Genomic DNA, 16,145 nt, shown 5'->3' with positions numbered 1-16,145 from the left:
GACGGCGGAGGAATCGATCAGATGGCGGATCACCGCCCGCCCCGCTTCTCGGCGGCCCGCCGCCGCTCCCAGGACTCGTGGTCCCAGCCCTCGGCGAGTGAGGCGTAATCCTCCAGCGCCGCGATGCGGCGGTGGCGGGCGGTGTACTCGCGCAGCGCGGTGTTCACCGCCTCCTTCTTCGTCCTGATGCCGGACACGCGCATGGCGTCGGCCAGGGCCTCGTCATCGAGGTCGATCGTCGTCAGGCTCACCGGGACTCCTTTTGTTTATGAACAACAGCCACCATCAACAGACTGGCCAACGGCTCACAGCCGCGCCCACGCTCCGGTGAGAGCAAGGTTGCGCGCCGGTCATCTCGGAGTACCCCGGCGAAACGCGGTGTCCCTACCGTCGGGAGTCACCGAACCGCACCGTCTGTGGAGGCGCGATGACTGGCCCGACGATCACCGATGCGGCACGTGGCGCCGGAAGGGGGCGATGGATCGAGCACTGGGATCCCGAGGACCCCGGCTTCTGGGAGCGGACCGGGCGCCGGACCGCGCGGCGGAATCTGCTCTTCTCCGTGCTCTCCGAGCACATCGGGTTCTCCATCTGGACCCTCTGGTCGGTGATGGTCCTGTTCATGGGGCCCGAGTACGGCGTCGACCCGGCCGGGAAGTTCTTCCTCATCGGCACGGCCACCTTCGTCGGCGCCCTCGTACGGATCCCGTACACCTTCGCCGTCGCCCGCTTCGGCGGACGCAACTGGACCGTCGTCAGCGCCCTGTTGCTGCTCCTGCCGACCGGCGCCGCCTACGTGGTGATGGAGCCGGGGACCTCGTACACCACGTTCCTGGCCGTCGCCGCGCTCACCGGGCTCGGCGGCGGGAACTTCGCGTCGTCCATGACCAACATCAACTCCTTCTTCCCGCTGCGCGAGAAGGGCTGGGCGCTCGGCCTCAACGCGGGCGGCGGCAACGTCGGCGTGCCCGTCGTGCAGCTCGTCGGGCTCCTGGTGATCGGGACCGCCGGCGCCGCGTACCCCCGGATCGTGCTCGCGGTGTACCTCCCGCTGATCGTCGCCGCCGCCGTCTGCGCCGCGCTGTTCATGGACAACCTGGCGCCGGTGCGCAACGACACCGGCGCGGCGAAGGAAGCCGTACGCGACCGGCACACCTGGATCATGGCCGTGCTCTACATCGGGACGTTCGGCTCCTTCATCGGATACAGCTTCGCCTTCGGGCTGGTGCTCCAGACACAGTTCGGGCGTACGCCCCTGGAGGCCGCCTCGCTGACCTTCGCGGGGCCGCTGCTCGGCTCGCTGGTACGGCCGCTCGGCGGCAGGCTCGCCGACCGGCACGGCGGCGCCCGCATCACCCTGTGGAACTTCGCCGGGATGGCGGCGGCGACCGGCGTGGTGATCTTCGCCTCGGTCACCGGGTCGCTGCCCGTCTTCCTCGTCGGCTTCACCGCGCTGTTCCTGCTCAGCGGACTCGGCAACGGCTCCACGTACAAGATGATCCCCGGCATCTTCCAGACGAAGGCGCTGGCCAGGGGCATGACGGGGGAGGCGGCGGCGCGGTACGGGCGCCGGCTCTCCGGCGCGTCCATGGGGCTGATCGGGGCCGTCGGGGCGCTCGGCGGGCTCGGGGTCAACCTCGCCTTCCGGCAGTCCTTCCAGGGGGCGGCGGGGACGGGCACCGCCGCGTTCGTCGCCTTCCTCGGCTTCTACGCCGTGTGCTCGGCGCTCACCTGGGCGGTATACCTTCGGAAGCAGGCGGCCGGACCGGCGACGGAGGCGGACACGGGAGCCGGGGCCGACGTACGGCGCAGGCTCGACTACGCCGAGGTGTGAGGCGGTACGTCGAGGTGCGAGCCGGGATCTGCGGTGCGCCCGGCTCCGCCTCGGAGCCGTACGGACGAAGAGAGCGGGACGGAAGACGATGTCCGATCAGCAGCAGCACGGCCCCCTCGCCGGATTCACGGTCGGGGTGACCGCCGCCCGGCGCGCCGACGAGCTGGGGGCGTTGCTCACCCGGCGCGGCGCCGCCGTCGTGCACGCCCCCGCCCTGCGCATCGTGCCGGTCTCCGACGACACCGAACTCCTCGCCGCCACCAAGGAGTTGATCGGCAACCCGCCCCATGTGGTGATCGCGACGACGGCGATCGGCTTCCGCGGCTGGGTGGAGGCGGCCGACGGCTGGGGCCACGGCCAGAACCTGCTCGACTGTCTGCGCGGCACCGAACTGCTGGCGCGCGGGCCGAAGGTGAAGGGCGCGATCCGCGCCGCCGGGCTGACCGAGGAGTGGTCGCCGGAGTCCGAGTCCATGGCCGAGGTGCTGGACCGGCTGCTGACCGAGGGTGTCGAGGGGCGCCGGGTCGCGCTCCAGCTGCACGGCGAGCCGCTGCCCGGTTTCGTGGAGGCGCTGCGGGCCGGGGGCGCCGATGTCGTCGTCGTACCCGTCTACCGCTGGATGCCGCCGGAGGACATCGCGCCCGTCGACCGGCTCATCGAGGCGACCGTGGCGCGCACCCTGGACGCCGTCACCTTCACCAGCGCGCCCGCCGCCGCCTCGCTGCTCTCCCGGGCCCGGGAGCGCGGTCTGCTGGACAGCCTGGTCGAGGCCCTTCACCACGACGTGCTCGCCGTCTGCGTCGGGCCCGTCACCGCCCTGCCGCTCCAGGAGCACGGCATCGACACCGTCCAGCCCGAACGCTTCCGCCTGGGCCCGCTCGTTCAGGTTCTCTGCCTCGAACTGCCCGGCCGTACACGGACGTTGACGGTCGCGGGCCGGCGCTTCGAGATCCGTGGCCACGCGGTGCTGCTGGAGGGCGAGTTGAGACCCGTACCGCCCGCCGGGATGGCCCTGGTGAACGCGCTCGCCAAGCGGCCCGGCTGGGTGGTCTCGCGGGCCGATCTGCTGCGGGCCCTGCCGGGCGCGGGGAGCGACGAGCACGCCGTCGAGACGGCCATGACCCGGCTCCGTGCGGCACTGGGGGCCTCGGAACTGATCCAGACCGTCGTCAAGCGCGGCTACCGGCTGGCGCTGGACCCGGCGGCCGGTTCGAAGTACGGGGGCGCGTGAACGTACGGGGCGGGTGAACGCGTGCGGCGGGTGAACGTACGGGGACGGGCGGGCGTACGGCGTGTGTGCCCCCGGGCGGACGTGTGACCAGCGCCGGGTGACCGTCCGTCGATCGGGGTCACCGCTGCGGTACCGAACCGGAACCAAGCCGTCTAGTTTAATCGGATGGTCAACGACTCCCTTCCGTTCCGGCCCGCGCGAGCGGCAGACGCCGGCCCTCTCGCCGAGGCGCTCCTGCGTAACAGGGACCACATGGGTCCCTGCTCGCCGCACCGCACCGCCGACTACTACACCCCGGAGGCGCAGACCCACCTGCTCGCCGACCCCTCCGCCCTGCGCTGGCACTTCGTCGACGGGCGTGACGTCGTGGGCCAGGCCACCCTCTCCACGCTCGTCCTCGGGCCGTTCCGCAGCGCCGGTCTCGGCTACTGGATCGACGCCGCGTACACCGGGCGCGGGCTGGCCACCCGCGCCGTCGAGGAGATCTGCCGGGCGGCTCTGGAGGATCTGGGGCTGCACCGGATCGAGGCGAGCACGGTGCCGTCCAACACCGCATCGGAACGGGTCCTGCGCAAATGCGGCTTCGAGCTGATCGGGACGGCGCCGAACTATCTGCACATCGACGGCGCGTGGCGCGACCACCACCTCTTCCAGCGGATCCTGCACGACGGGCCGCCGAACACGGCACCGTGAAGCCGGACACCGCACCGTAAAAGCGTAAGAGGGCATTCCGGGGGCCCGGGTTCCCCGCCGGCAGGAGAATTCACCGGCCGCGGTTCAAGTGAGGGGTCGCCGGAGGGGTTCCGGACGCGTTCCGGGGCATGCACTCTGGGGAGAATGCGGCAGGACGTGACCGAGGCGGTGGCAGGCACATGACTACGGGCGTGGGCTCGTACGAGTGGCGATTCGACTCCGGGCGCGTCTGCCTGGATCTGGTGGCCACCGGGGAACCGGCCCCCAAGGGGTTCGACGACGAGCCGCGGGGTGACGACGCCGGACTCCTCGGCCGGTGGCTCACCGGCTCCGGCCTGGTACCCCTGGGTACCCCTCTCGGCGGCGTCGACACCGGCTGGGTCCAGCGCTTCGCCGAACTGCGCGACTGCGTCGGCCAGTTGGTGCGCGCCGAGATCGACGGACGGTACGCGGCAACCGCGCTGGAGCGCGTCAACGCCATCGCCGCCGGCGCCCCGCCGGGCATCAGGGCCGTACGCGAGCCGGGCGGCGGCCTCGTCCGGACGCTGAGCGACGAGCCGGAGTGCGGCGCGCTGCTCGCGGTCGTGGCCAGGGACACCGTGGACCTGCTGACCGACCCGGTCGCGCGGGCGCGGCTGCGGCAGTGCGAGGGCGACAGCTGCCGGCGTGTGTATTTGGACACTTCGCGCGGGCGGCGCCGGCGCTGGTGCTCCAGCGAGGTGTGCGGCAACAGGGAGCGGGTCGCCAGGCACCGGCGCCGGGCCGCGGTCGCCCGCGCCTGACCCCGGGGCCGCCCTGACCTGAGGCGGGGCCCGCGCGGGGACGTTCCCGGCACCCCGGCGCCCTCCCGTAAAAGATCTTGAAAGAATTCGCCGCACCGTTGAGTGCATCTCCCAACCGGTTCGTAAGTCACCAGTGATGGGAACAAGCAGCCATCTCAAGGTCTCGACCCGGGAGGTTCAGGTGCGCAAGGATGCGGCCGTGGCCGATGACCGACCTCACCGGGCCAGGCACCGGAGCGAGGCACAGCGCACCAACATCTCCGTCCCGGACGAGGAGTTGATGCGAGCCCTCTACCGGGAACACGCCGGACCTCTGCTCGCCTATGTCCTGCGGCTCGTCGCGGGTGACCGCCAACGGGCCGAGGACGTCGTGCAGGAGACGCTCATCCGTGCCTGGAAGAACGCCGGTCAGCTCAATCGGGCGACCGGCTCTGTCCGACCCTGGCTGGTGACGGTCGCCCGACGCATCGTCATCGACGCTCACCGCAGCCGGCAGGCCCGGCCGCAGGAGGTCGATCCGTCGCCGCTGGAGGTCATGCCCGCGGAGGACGAGATCGACAAGGCGTTGTGGCTGATGACGCTCTCGGATGCCCTCGATGATTTGACCCCCGCCCACCGGGAAGTCCTGGTGGAGACGTACTTCAAGGGACGCACGGTCAACGAGGCCGCCGAGACGCTCGGGATACCCAGTGGCACCGTGCGGTCGCGTGTGTTCTACGCACTGCGTTCCATGAAGCTCGCTCTGGAGGAGAGGGGGGTCTCGGCATGACGACGTACGAGCAGTCCGGGCAGGGCGACGGCACGACCGCGCACGACGCGGCGGCGGCGTACGTGCTCGGCATTCTGGACGAAGCCGACGCCACCGCCTTCGAGGCGCACCTCGCCGGCTGTCACATCTGCGCGCTCCATCTGGAGGAGTTCGCGGGGATGGAGCCGATGCTGGCCATGCTGGCGGACAACCCGGACCCGTTCGGGCAGGCGTCGCCGTTCGGCCGGTCCGACCCCTTCGCACAGCCGTCAGCGGCCCCCGCGCCCCCGACGGCTTCCCCGTTCGGGCGCGCCGCCGCGCCGAAGCCGCCGCCGTCGCCCGCCGTCGCCGTGCAGCCCAGCCCGCGGCTCCTCGACCGGCTCGTCGACGAGGTCGCGGTCAAGCGCGCCAAGCGCCGGCGCCGCTCGATGTATCTGGTCGCCGCGGCCGCCGTGCTGGTCATCGGCGGACCCGCCGTCGCGGTCGTCGCCACCTCCGGTGACGGTGGCACGAGCAACCAGGCCGCGGACCCGCACCCCACCAGTCCCGCCGAGGACGCCTTCATGCAGCACATGCCGGAGAAGGTCGAGGCGACGGACCCGGTCACCAAGGTCAGCGCGACCGTCGGCATGGAGCGCAAGGGCTGGGGGACCCACGCGGCCCTGGAGCTGAAGAACGTCAAGGGCCCGCTCAAGTGCAGCCTCGTCGCCGTGTCCAAGACCGGCGAGGAGGAGGTCGTCACCTCGTGGGCCGTGCCGAAGTGGGGTTACGGCCTCCCGGACAGCACGCACGAGGTCGCGAAGAACCCGCTGTACGTGCACGGCGGCGCGGCCATGGACCGCAAGGACATCGACCACTTCGAGGTCCGGACATTCGACGGCAAACGTCTGGTGGAGGTCGAGGCCTGACATACCCGCCCCCTTCGCGTACGGTTGACGGCTGCCCAGTGCACGTCAGAAGGGGGCCTCGGTGGCCGCGCAGGATGCCGCTGTTGAATCCGCTGGATCGGTTGTCGATCCCGTACGGGACAAGGGAAACGACGCCATAAGCGACCCCGTACACGGGACGGGGAAGGACCCCGCGCGCGCCGCGGGGGCCGACTCCGTCCGTGACCGCGAGATCGGTATCGAGCAAGAACATCTCGACCAGGTCTACCGCCGCCTCGAAGAGAAGATCGACGAGGCGGAGTTCCTGATGAACGACGCCGCCAAACGCGGCCAGGTCGGCACACCCGGCGCGCTCGCCGAACGCGACGCGCAGGTGTTCCGGGCCGGGATCCATCTCAACCGCCTCAACAACGAGTTCGAGGACTTCCTCTTCGGGCGGGTCGACCTGCTGCCCGGCAAGGACGGCAAGAAGGGTCCCGACGGCGCGTACACCTCCGTCGAGCCCGCCGACGACGCCGTACGCGACGACGACACCGCCGACATCGCCGAGACGCTGCACATCGGCCGGATCGGAGTCCTCGACTCCGACTACTCGCCGCTGGTCATCGACTGGCGCGCGCCGGCCGCCGCGCCGTTCTACCGCTCGACACCCGTCGACCCCGGCCGGGTCGTACGGCGCCGGGTCATCCGCTCCAAGGGCCGCAAGGTCCTCGGCGTCGAGGACGACCTGATGCGCCCGGAGCTGACCGCCACGCTGAACGGCGAGACGCTCCCCGTCATCGGCGACGGCGCGCTGATGGCGGCCCTCGGCCAGGCCCGCAGCCACACCATGCGCGACATCGTGTCCTCCATCCAGGCCGAGCAGGACCAGGTGATCCGGGCGCCCGCCGCGTCCGTCACCGAGGTGTCCGGCGGCCCCGGCACCGGCAAGACCGCCGTCGCGCTGCACCGCGCCGCCTATCTCCTGTACCAGGACAGACGGCGGTACGCGGGCGGCATCCTCGTCGTCTCGCCGACGCCGCTGCTCGTCGCGTACACCGAAGGCGTGCTGCCGTCGCTGGGCGAGGAGGGGCAGGTCGCCATCCGCGCGGTCGGGTCCCTCGTGGACGGCGCGGAGGCCCTCGCGTACGACGAGCCCGCCGTGTCCCGCGTCAAGGGCTCGGCACGCATGCTGAAAGTGCTGCGCAAGGCGGCGCGCGGGGCCCTGGAAGGGGACCGGGCGCCCGCCGGAGGCCGCGGCGGGCGCGGCGGCCGTACACCGGCCGGACAGCCCGCCACCGGTCAGCTCGCCTTCGGCGACGACGACCGGGGCACGGCGCGGGGCGACAGCGGCAACGCCGCCACCGGCGCCGCGCGCGGCGGTACGTCCCCGGCACCGGGGCGCGCCGCCACACCCACCCGGCTGCGGGTGGTCGCGCTCGGCCGCCGGCTGGAGCTCGAATCCGACGAGCTGCACCGCATCAGACAGTCCGTCCTCGGCGGCACCGCGCCCGTCAACCTGCTGCGTCCGCGCGCCCGCAAGATGCTGCTCGACGGGCTGTGGGCGAAGTCCGGCGCCGCGTCACGGGCCGGGGACCACGTGGCCAAGGGCGACGCCGAACTGGCCGCCGAGCTGCGCGCCGGCTTCGACGACGACGTGACGACCGAGGACAGCTTCATCGAGTTCCTGGACGCCTGGTGGCCCGAACTCACCGCGCGCGGCGTGCTCGCCGCGATGGCCGACGAGCGGCGCCTGGGCCGCTGGGCGCGCCGCATCCTCAACCCGAACGAGATCAGGAGGGTGGCCCGCTCGCTGCGGCGCGCCGGCCCCGACGGCACGGGCCCGCTGTCCGTGCACGACGTGGCGATCCTCGACGAGCTGGAGCAGCTGCTCGGCTCACCGCCCAGACGGCGGGGGCGCCGCGAGCTGGACCCGCTGGACCAGCTGACCGGGCTCGAAGAACTGATGCCGCAGCGCGAGGAGACGCAGCGCGAGCGCGCCGAGCGGCTGGCGGCCGAACGCACGGAGTACGCCCACGTCATCGTGGACGAGGCGCAGGACCTCACCCCGATGCAGTGGCGCATGGTCGGCCGCCGCGGCAGGCACGCCACCTGGACGGTGGTCGGCGACGCCGCCCAGTCGTCCTGGTCGGACCCGGACGAGGCGGCGGAGGCCCGCGACGAGGCCCTGGGCAACCGCCCTCGCCGCCACTTCACCCTCACCGTCAACTACCGCAACCCGGCCGAGATCGCGGCCCTCGCCGCCAAGGTCCTCGCGCTCGCGATGCCGGGCATGGAGTCCCCGGCCGCCGTCCGCTCCACGGGCGTCGAGCCGCGCTTCAGCGCCGCACGGGACGGCGACCTGGCCGGAGCCGTACGGGAGGAGGCGGCACGCCTGCTGGACCGCGTCGACGGCACCATCGGCGTGGTCGTCGCGATGGGCCGCCGCGAACAGGCCGCGCGCTGGCTGGCGGGGCTCGGCGACCGGGTGGTGGCGCTCGGCAGCCTGGAGGCGAAGGGGCTGGAGTACGACGCCACGGTGGTCGTCTCGCCGGCGGAGATCGCCGACGAGTCCCCGGCCGGACTGCGGGTGCTGTACGTGGCTCTCACCCGCGCGACGCAGCAGCTGACGGTCGTTTCGGCGGACCGTGACGACCCCGACGAGTGGGGAGTTCCGGACCTCCTCAGGGACTGAGCGTCAAGTCGGCTCGCGCACGGGAATCACTTTCCGGGAGGGTTTGTTAGCCTGGTGTCGGCACCGGCTCGATCCAAGCCCCCGGGCCCAACCTTCGTCGCTTCGAGCGACCACTTGCCGCGAGGCGAGCATGGCGGGTCGGTGCCACCTTTTCCTTCATAGTGTTCACGGACATTCACCGGAATACGTCTTCACACCAGCGGGTTCGCGTCACACACTGACGCGGACCCGCTGCTGTTCGTCCGGCCCTCCACCCCCGTTACCGCCTACCAGCAGGTAGGTGCGAACATCGGACGGTCCCGCCGGGCGCCAGGCGCGAGGTGGTGCGGCAAGTGAAGCCAGTGAGAGCAGAGGAACACGGTCATGGCAACGGCGCCAAGCGTCTCGTATTCGATGACGGTCAGGCTGGAAGTGCCCGCGAGCGGCACCGCGGTCTCCCAGCTGACCACGGCCGTGGAATCCTCCGGCGGCTCGGTGACCGGTCTGGACGTCACCGCGTCCGGCCACGAGAAGCTGCGGATCGACGTCACGATCGCCGCCAGCTCCACCAGCCACGCGGACGAGATCGTCGAGGAACTGCGGGGCATCGAGGGCGTCACCCTCGGCAAGGTCTCCGACCGTACGTTCCTGATGCACCTCGGCGGCAAGATCGAGATGCAGTCCAAGCACCCCATCCGCAACCGTGACGATCTCTCCATGATCTACACGCCGGGTGTGGCACGCGTCTGCATGGCGATCGCCGAGAACCCCGAGGACGCCCGCAGACTCACCATCAAGCGCAACTCCGTCGCGGTCGTCACCGACGGCTCCGCGGTGCTGGGCCTCGGCAACATCGGCCCGATGGCCGCGCTGCCCGTCATGGAGGGCAAGGCGGCCCTCTTCAAGCGCTTCGCGGGCATCGACGCCTGGCCGCTCTGCCTGGACACCCAGGACACCGACGAGATCGTCGCCATCGTCAAGGCGATCGCGCCGGGCTTCGCCGGGATCAACCTGGAGGACATCTCCGCCCCCCGCTGCTTCGAGATCGAGGCGCGGCTGCGCGAGGCCCTGGACATCCCGGTCTTCCACGACGACCAGCACGGCACGGCCATCGTGGTGCTCGCCGCGCTGACCAACGCCCTGCGGGTCGTCGGCAAGGCGATCGGTGACGTACGGGTCGTCATGTCGGGCGCGGGTGCGGCCGGTACAGCGATTCTGAAACTTCTTATCGCGGCCGGTGTCAAGCACACCGTCGTCGCCGACATCCACGGTGTGGTGCACGCGGGCCGCGCCGACCTGGTGTCCGCGGCGGCCGAATCGCCCCTGCGCTGGATCGCCGACAACACCAACCCGGAGGGCGTCACCGGCACCCTCAAGGAGGCCGTCGTCGACGCCGACGTGTTCATCGGCGTGTCGGCCCCGAACGTGCTGGACGGCTCGGATGTCGCGGCCATGGCCGACGGCGCGATCGTCTTCGCGCTGGCCAACCCCGACCCCGAGGTCGACCCGACAATCGCCCGCGAGACAGCGGCAGTTGTGGCCACGGGACGCTCCGACTTCCCCAACCAGATCAACAACGTCCTGGTCTTCCCGGGCGTCTTCCGAGGTCTCCTCGACGCGCAGTCGCGCGCCGTCAACACGGACATGATGCTGGCCGCCGCCGCGGCCCTCGCGGACGTCGTCACCGGGGACGAACTCAACCCGAACTACATCGTCCCCTCGGTCTTCAACGACAAGGTCGCCGGAGCCGTCGCGGGGGCCGTACGCACCGCCGCCAAGGCCGCCGACGGCGCTGTGACAGGCGCCACGTCCGTCTGACGCCCGGCGCGTCGCGATTCGCGGCACCGTGAACCCACCTCTAGGGTGGCGGACCATGAGCCCGCTGCTCCAAGGGGGTTTCAGGGCCCGGATTGGCTTTCCCGCCGCTGGTGGGGGCAGGATGCTTTCTCAAGGACTATGTCCAGGGGATACCCCACTGGGGCGCGAAGACCTGAAGGACAGACCCGGTCACAGGGACTGTCAGAGGGTCCTGGCAGCATCGGCTTCGATCTCACGCCTCACACGCAAGAAGAACACGGGAGTAACAACATGAACCGCAGTGAGCTGGTGGCCGCCCTGGCCGACCGCGCCGAGGTGACTCGCAAGGATGCCGACGCCGTGCTGGCCGCCCTCGCCGAGACCGTTGGCGAGATCGTCGCCAAGGGCGACGAGAAGGTCACCATCCCCGGCTTCCTGACCTTCGAGCGCACCCACCGTGCCGCTCGCACCGCTCGTAACCCGCAGACCGGCGACCCGATCCAGATCCCGGCCGGCTACAGCGTGAAGGTCTCCGCGGGCTCCAAGCTCAAGGAAGCCGCCAAGGGCAAGTAACCCTCAGGCCAAGCGGAAGGGCGGTCACCCCGGTCGGGGTGGCCGCCCTTCCTGCTTGGCCGCCGTGCCTGTCCGTCGGATACGGACGGAGCGTCAGACGAGGGAGCGGCCGGGCAGTTCGACCTTCGCGCCCAGCTCGACCAGCTTCTCCATGAAGTTCTCGTAGCCGCGGTTGATCAGGTCGATGCCGTGCACCCGCGAGGTGCCCTGCGCCGCCAGAGCCGCGATCAGGTACGAGAAACCGCCGCGCAGGTCGGGAATGACCAGATCGGCGCCCTGGAGCTTCGTGGGGCCCGACACGACCGCCGAGTGCAGGAAGTTGCGCTGGCCGAAGCGGCAGTCCGAGCCGCCCAGGCACTCCCGGTACAACTGGATGTGCGCGCCCATCTGGTTGAGCGCGGACGTGAAGCCGAGCCGCGACTCGTACACCGTCTCGTGGACGATGGACAGGCCCGCGGCCTGCGTCAGGGCCACCACCAGCGGTTGCTGCCAGTCGGTCTGGAAACCGGGGTGTACGTCGGTCTCCAGGGCGATCGCGTTGAGCGGGCCGCCCGGGTGCCAGAAGCGGATGCCCTCGTCGTCGATCTCGAACGCCCCGCCCACCCGGCGGAAGGTGTTCAGGAACGTCATCATGGACCGCTGCTGCGCGCCGCGTACGTAGATGTTGCCCTCGGTCGCCAGCGCGGCCGAAGCCCAGGAGGCGGCCTCCAGACGGTCCGGCAGGGCGCGGTGGTTGTAGCCGCCGAGCTTGTCGACACCGGTGATCCGGATCGTCCGGTCGGTGTCCATCGAGATGATCGCGCCCATCTTCTGGAGCACGCAGATCAGGTCCTCGATCTCCGGCTCCACCGCGGCGTTCGACAACTCGGTGACGCCCTCGGCCAGAACGGCCGTCAGCAGCACCTGCTCCGTCGAGCCGACCGAGGGGTACGGCAGCCGGATCTTCGTGCCGCGCAGGCGCTGCGGGGCCTCCAGGTACTGCCCGTCGGCGCGCTTCTCGATCGTCGCGCCGAACTGGCGCAGCACCTCGAAGTGGAAGTCGATGGGCCGGCCGCCGATGTCGCAGCCGCCGAGGCCCGGGATGAAGGCGTGGCCGAGACGGTGCAGCAGCGGGCCGCAGAAGAGGATCGGGATGCGCGACGAGCCCGCGTGGGCGTCGATGTCGGCGACGTTGGCGCTCTCGACGTGCGACGGGTCGAGGATCAGCTCGCCGGGTTCCTCACCGGGGCGCACGGTCACACCGTGCAGCTGGAGCAGCCCTCTGACGACCCGTACGTCACGGATGTCGGGCACGTTGCGCAGTCTGCTGGGCCCGCTGCCGAGCAGGGCGGCGACCATGGCCTTCGGCACCAGGTTCTTCGCGCCGCGGACGCGGATCTCGCCCTCCAGCGGGGTTCCGCCGTGGACAAGCATTACATCGTCTGTGCCGGTCATGAATCTCGCGTTCCGGGAGTCGTCGGACAGGGGGCCAAAGCAAAAGGGTAAGGGGCTTACGCCCCTCTCCCGTAAGGCATCGGGCACCTTGGAGCCGTAGGGAAGGTGACAGAACACTTTCTGTTCGCCACCCCTTGCGTTGAGTCACCCTTCTCTTTGTGTCCACTTCGTACCGCATCCCGGCGCGTCCTTGCGCTCCCCGTGCCGCCGTGCGCCTGAGCTGCGATCACGCACACTCTGCCGCGCGGGCCCCGCGGAAGGCGAATGTGCGAGATCATGTCTCGCATGACCGAGGTGTCCTCGCTCACAGGGCGGCTGCTCGTCGCGACTCCGGCCCTGGCGGATCCGAACTTCGACCGCGCGGTGGTGCTCCTGCTCGACCACGACGAGGAGGGGTCGCTCGGCGTGGTCCTCAACAGGCCCACCCCGGTGGACGTCGGGGACATCCTGGAGTCCTGGGGCGGTCTGGCCGGGGACCCCGGCGTCGTCTTCCAGGGCGGTCCCGTCTCCCTGGACTCGGCGCTCGGCCTCGCCGTCATCCCCGGTGACGAGGGGCCGCTCGGCTGGCGCCGGGTGCACGGCGCGATCGGCCTGGTCGATCTGGAGACGCCGCCCGAGCTGCTCGCGCGGGCGCTCGGCTCGCTGCGGATCTTCGCCGGGTACGCGGGCTGGGGCCCCGGCCAGCTGGAGAACGAACTGACCGAAGGCGCCTGGTACGTGGTCGAGTCGGAGCCCGGAGACGTGTCGTCGCCGCGCCCGGAGAGCCTGTGGCGCGCGGTGCTGCGCCGGCAGCGCAGCGAACTCGCCATGGTGGCCACCTATCCGGACGACCCCTCGCTCAACTGAGACGCCGCCGCCTCGCCGGCCCCGCTGCCTCGCCGCCGCCGCCCGCCTCGCTCGCCGCCGTACCGTGCCGGGGTCGCCTGCGCGGTGTGTCCGGCGCCGCGAAACCCCGCTCACCCGACACCGCGGTGTCTGATTTCCGCCGGTGTCACGATGATGCCGCGCGGTACGGCGGTGGCCCCCGGCATCCTCCTCCCGCCGCGTCGGCGCGGCGCGTGAGCGGCCGGCCGCGCGGTGCCGGGTCCCGGGGCCCTCGGGATGGCCCGAGCGTGGGTACCCTTGGCGGTTATGAGCACTCTTGAGCCCGAGCGCGGGGCAGGTACGGGCACCCTCGTGGAGCCGACACCGAAGGTGTCGCACGGCGACGGCGACCACGAGCGCTTCGCCCATTACGTCCAGAAGGACAAGATCATGGCGAGTGCCCTCGACGGCACTCCGGTGGTGGCACTGTGCGGGAAGGTCTGGGTACCGGGGCGTGACCCCAAGAAATACCCGGTCTGTCCGATGTGCAAGGAGATCTACGAGTCCATGGGCCCCGGCGGGGACAAGGACAAGGGCGGCAAGGACAAGAGCGGCAAGGGCAAGAGCTAGAACAGGTCCCAGGGCTGGGAAAAACGCCGGACGGGCCGCGACGGCTCCGGGGCGCGCGGGTGCGCGCACCGGAGCCGTTCGCGTGCGCCGGGCGTGAGCGGGTAGGCATGGGTCGCGCGGCTGATGAGGCGTACACGTGTGCCTGATCACCGATTGGTCGAGACCACTTGTCCGTTCGTCCGGGCCGGGCCTAGTGTCCAGCGGGACGCTCAACGACCCATTGACTCCGGCATATGCCAGCCGAATGAGGACTGAGGATTCACGTGATGGACCTGATCCCGGCGCCCGTCAGTGTCGAAGGCCCGCAGAGCGGCGGCTTCGTCCCCGACTCGGCCACCACGCTCTGGGCGGCGCCCGGAACCGAGGGCACCGAGCGCTGGCTTCGCGCCACCGTCGGGGCGGCCCTCGGGCTGCCGCTCGCCCCCGGCCCGGCCGGCGGCAGCAACGCGGTCTCGCTGCGCATCGACGAGTCCATGGCCCCCGAGGCGTACCGGCTGGACATCACCGCGGAGTGGGGCGCCGAGATCCACGGCGGCAGCGCGGCCGGCGTCTTCTGGGGCGCCCAGACGCTCCGTCAGCTCCTCGGCCCCAAGGCCTTCCGCCGCGTGCCCGTCTCCCCCGGCGTACGGCAGGAGATCCCCCGTCAGGTCATCGAGGACCACCCCCGCTTCGGCTGGCGTGGCGTCATGCTCGACGTGTCACGGCACTTCATGCCCAAGGACGGCGTGCTGCGCTTCCTGGACCTGATGGCCGCGCACAAGCTGAACGTCTTCCACTTCCACCTCACCGACGACCAGGGCTGGCGCGTCCAGATCAAGCGCCACCCGAAGCTGACCGAGGTCGGCGCGTGGCGGTCCCGGACCAAGTACGGCCACCGGTTCTCGGACCTCTGGGACGAGAAGCCGCACGGTGGCTACTACACCCAGGACGACATCCGCGAGATCGTCGCGTACGCCGCCGAGCGGCACATCTCCGTCGTCCCCGAGATCGACATCCCGGGCCACTCGCAGGCCGCCATCGCCGCGTACCCGGAGCTGGGCAACACCGACGTCGTCGACACCTCGGCGCTGGAGGTCTGGGACACCTGGGGCGTCAACCCGAACGTGCTCGCGCCCACCGACAACACCCTGCGTTTCTTCGAGGGTGTCTTCGAGGAGCTGCTCGACCTCTTCCCGGCCGCCACCTCGCCGTTCATCCACATCGGCGGCGACGAGTGCCCCAAGGACCAGTGGAAGCGCTCGCCCGCCGCCCAGCGGCGGATCGGTGAACTCGGCCTGGCCGACGAGGACGAGCTCCAGTCCTGGTTCATCCGGCACTTCGACGGCTGGCTCTCCGCGCGCGGCCGGCGGCTCATCGGCTGGGACGAGATCCTGGAGGGCGGGCTCGCGCCCGGCGCCGCCGTCTCCTCCTGGCGCGGCTACGCCGGCGGGATCGCCGCCGCCAAGGCCGGCCACGACGTCGTCATGTGCCCCGAGCAGCAGGTGTATCTGGACCACCGTCAAGCGGCGGGCGCCGACGAGCCGATGCCGATCGGATACGTCCGCACGCTGGAGGACGTCTACCGCTTCGAGCCCGTACCGCCGGAGCTGACCGGCGCCGACGCCGCCCATGTCCTGGGCACCCAGGCCAATGTGTGGACCGAGGTCATGCAGGACCGGTCCCGCGTCGACTACCAGGTCTTCCCGCGCCTCTCCGCCTTCGCCGAGGTCGCCTGGTCCACGCTGCCCGATTCCCCGGACCGCGACTTCGCGGATTTCGAACGCCGAATGACCGCGCACTACAAGCGCCTTGACGCCCTGGGGGTCGAATACCGGCCGCCCGGTGGTCCGTTGCCCTGGCAGAAGCGCCCGGGACCGAACGGGGACTCGGCCGTTCTCGGACGTCCGATCGAGGGAGCACCCCCGAACGTGTGACCCCCGACCGGGGCTGTCCGCACGAATAAGCCGTACAAGGGGTGCCTAATGATGGCATTTTTGTATGTGTCGGTGAAGAGGCGTGAAAGCGGACCTTCCCCTCGTTCAGGGGCGGATGTGTGCTTCATGGACCCTCGGACCGGTAGGCCCGGAAGATGTGCCAGAG

At 71.0% G+C, this 16,145-nt stretch carries 14 protein-coding genes; 12 read left to right on the top strand and 2 right to left on the bottom strand.

Features of this window, described 5'->3' with window-relative positions; translation table 11 throughout:
- Nucleotides 1-29: 29 nt before the first annotated feature.
- Nucleotides 30-251 carry a type II toxin-antitoxin system VapB family antitoxin gene (locus tag P3L51_RS04615; RefSeq protein ID WP_354603735.1) on the bottom strand — a complete coding sequence of 74 codons (222 nt, stop codon included), beginning with the start codon at nucleotides 249-251 and terminating at the stop codon, nucleotides 30-32.
- Between the two features lie 176 nt (nucleotides 252-427).
- Between P3L51_RS04615 and P3L51_RS04610 the strand changes: the two genes are divergently transcribed.
- The 9 genes from P3L51_RS04610 (at nucleotide 428) to P3L51_RS04570 (ending at nucleotide 11,198) form a co-directional block, all read left to right on the top strand.
- Nucleotides 428-1,834, top strand: a complete 1,407-nt coding sequence (locus tag P3L51_RS04610) for a nitrate/nitrite transporter (protein ID WP_354603734.1) — start codon at nucleotides 428-430, stop codon at nucleotides 1,832-1,834.
- An 88-nt stretch (nucleotides 1,835-1,922) separates the two neighbouring features.
- Nucleotides 1,923-3,065, top strand: coding sequence for a uroporphyrinogen-III synthase (locus P3L51_RS04605; RefSeq protein WP_354603733.1), 1,143 nt, complete (start codon nucleotides 1,923-1,925; stop codon nucleotides 3,063-3,065).
- A 165-nt stretch (nucleotides 3,066-3,230) separates the two neighbouring features.
- Entirely contained in the window at nucleotides 3,231-3,758 is a 528-nt protein-coding gene (locus P3L51_RS04600) for a GNAT family N-acetyltransferase (RefSeq protein WP_354603732.1), read from the top strand.
- A 179-nt stretch (nucleotides 3,759-3,937) separates the two neighbouring features.
- Nucleotides 3,938-4,540, top strand: a complete 603-nt coding sequence (locus P3L51_RS04595; RefSeq protein WP_354603731.1) for a CGNR zinc finger domain-containing protein — start codon at nucleotides 3,938-3,940, stop codon at nucleotides 4,538-4,540.
- 136 nt (nucleotides 4,541-4,676) lie between these two features.
- Nucleotides 4,677-5,309, top strand: a complete 633-nt coding sequence (locus tag P3L51_RS04590) for a sigma-70 family RNA polymerase sigma factor (RefSeq protein WP_354603730.1) — start codon at nucleotides 4,677-4,679, stop codon at nucleotides 5,307-5,309.
- Nucleotides 5,306-6,196, top strand: a complete 891-nt coding sequence (locus tag P3L51_RS04585; protein ID WP_354603729.1) for a zf-HC2 domain-containing protein — start codon at nucleotides 5,306-5,308, stop codon at nucleotides 6,194-6,196. The genes P3L51_RS04590 and P3L51_RS04585 overlap by 4 nt, the downstream gene beginning before the upstream one ends.
- A 61-nt stretch (nucleotides 6,197-6,257) precedes the next feature.
- A complete protein-coding gene (locus tag P3L51_RS04580) occupies nucleotides 6,258-8,849 on the top strand; it encodes a HelD family protein (RefSeq protein ID WP_354603728.1) in 2,592 nt (863 codons plus the stop codon).
- Nucleotides 8,850-9,212: 363 nt separating this feature from the next.
- Nucleotides 9,213-10,646 carry an NAD-dependent malic enzyme gene (locus tag P3L51_RS04575; protein WP_354603727.1) on the top strand — a complete coding sequence of 478 codons (1,434 nt, stop codon included), beginning with the start codon at nucleotides 9,213-9,215 and terminating at the stop codon, nucleotides 10,644-10,646.
- A 270-nt stretch (nucleotides 10,647-10,916) separates the two neighbouring features.
- Complete coding sequence (locus tag P3L51_RS04570) at nucleotides 10,917-11,198, top strand: HU family DNA-binding protein (protein ID WP_003954777.1); 282 nt, start codon at nucleotides 10,917-10,919, stop codon at nucleotides 11,196-11,198.
- Between the two features lie 93 nt (nucleotides 11,199-11,291).
- On the opposite strand, the gene murA is transcribed toward P3L51_RS04570, so the two are convergent.
- A complete protein-coding gene (gene murA, locus P3L51_RS04565; protein ID WP_354603726.1) occupies nucleotides 11,292-12,632 on the bottom strand; it encodes a UDP-N-acetylglucosamine 1-carboxyvinyltransferase in 1,341 nt (446 codons plus the stop codon).
- 285 nt (nucleotides 12,633-12,917) lie between these two features.
- Between murA and P3L51_RS04560 the strand changes: the two genes are divergently transcribed.
- The 3 genes from P3L51_RS04560 (at nucleotide 12,918) to P3L51_RS04550 (ending at nucleotide 15,979) form a co-directional block, all read left to right on the top strand.
- Nucleotides 12,918-13,478, top strand: a complete 561-nt coding sequence (locus tag P3L51_RS04560) for a YqgE/AlgH family protein (RefSeq protein WP_354603725.1) — start codon at nucleotides 12,918-12,920, stop codon at nucleotides 13,476-13,478.
- Between the two features lie 285 nt (nucleotides 13,479-13,763).
- Nucleotides 13,764-14,066, top strand: coding sequence for a DUF3039 domain-containing protein (locus P3L51_RS04555; RefSeq protein ID WP_031231446.1), 303 nt, complete (start codon nucleotides 13,764-13,766; stop codon nucleotides 14,064-14,066).
- Nucleotides 14,067-14,332: 266 nt separating this feature from the next.
- Nucleotides 14,333-15,979: a beta-N-acetylhexosaminidase gene (locus tag P3L51_RS04550; protein WP_354603724.1), complete on the top strand. Its 1,647-nt coding sequence runs from the start codon at nucleotides 14,333-14,335 to the stop codon at nucleotides 15,977-15,979.
- Nucleotides 15,980-16,145: the final 166 nt, after the last annotated feature.

Origin of the sequence: Streptomyces panacea, from assembly GCF_040560175.1 — a bacterium.
In the GTDB taxonomy this organism is placed as follows: Bacteria; Actinomycetota; Actinomycetes; order Streptomycetales; family Streptomycetaceae; genus Streptomyces; species Streptomyces panacea.
This window is presented reverse-complemented; position numbering and strand designations above follow the sequence as displayed.

Coding starts and splice junctions, on each gene's coding strand:
- P3L51_RS04610 (WP_354603734.1), top strand. CDS start 428: ATGACTGGCCCGACGATCACCGATGCGGCACGTGGCGCCGGAAGGGGG.
- P3L51_RS04605 (WP_354603733.1), top strand. CDS start 1,923: ATGTCCGATCAGCAGCAGCACGGCCCCCTCGCCGGATTCACGGTCGGG.
- P3L51_RS04600 (WP_354603732.1), top strand. CDS start 3,231: ATGGTCAACGACTCCCTTCCGTTCCGGCCCGCGCGAGCGGCAGACGCC.
- P3L51_RS04595 (WP_354603731.1), top strand. CDS start 3,938: ATGACTACGGGCGTGGGCTCGTACGAGTGGCGATTCGACTCCGGGCGC.
- P3L51_RS04590 (WP_354603730.1), top strand. CDS start 4,677: ATGGGAACAAGCAGCCATCTCAAGGTCTCGACCCGGGAGGTTCAGGTG.
- P3L51_RS04585 (WP_354603729.1), top strand. CDS start 5,306: ATGACGACGTACGAGCAGTCCGGGCAGGGCGACGGCACGACCGCGCAC.
- P3L51_RS04575 (WP_354603727.1), top strand. CDS start 9,213: ATGGCAACGGCGCCAAGCGTCTCGTATTCGATGACGGTCAGGCTGGAA.
- P3L51_RS04570 (WP_003954777.1), top strand. CDS start 10,917: ATGAACCGCAGTGAGCTGGTGGCCGCCCTGGCCGACCGCGCCGAGGTG.
- murA (WP_354603726.1), bottom strand. CDS start 12,632: ATGACCGGCACAGACGATGTAATGCTTGTCCACGGCGGAACCCCGCTG.
- P3L51_RS04560 (WP_354603725.1), top strand. CDS start 12,918: ATGACCGAGGTGTCCTCGCTCACAGGGCGGCTGCTCGTCGCGACTCCG.
- P3L51_RS04555 (WP_031231446.1), top strand. CDS start 13,764: ATGAGCACTCTTGAGCCCGAGCGCGGGGCAGGTACGGGCACCCTCGTG.
- P3L51_RS04550 (WP_354603724.1), top strand. CDS start 14,333: ATGGACCTGATCCCGGCGCCCGTCAGTGTCGAAGGCCCGCAGAGCGGC.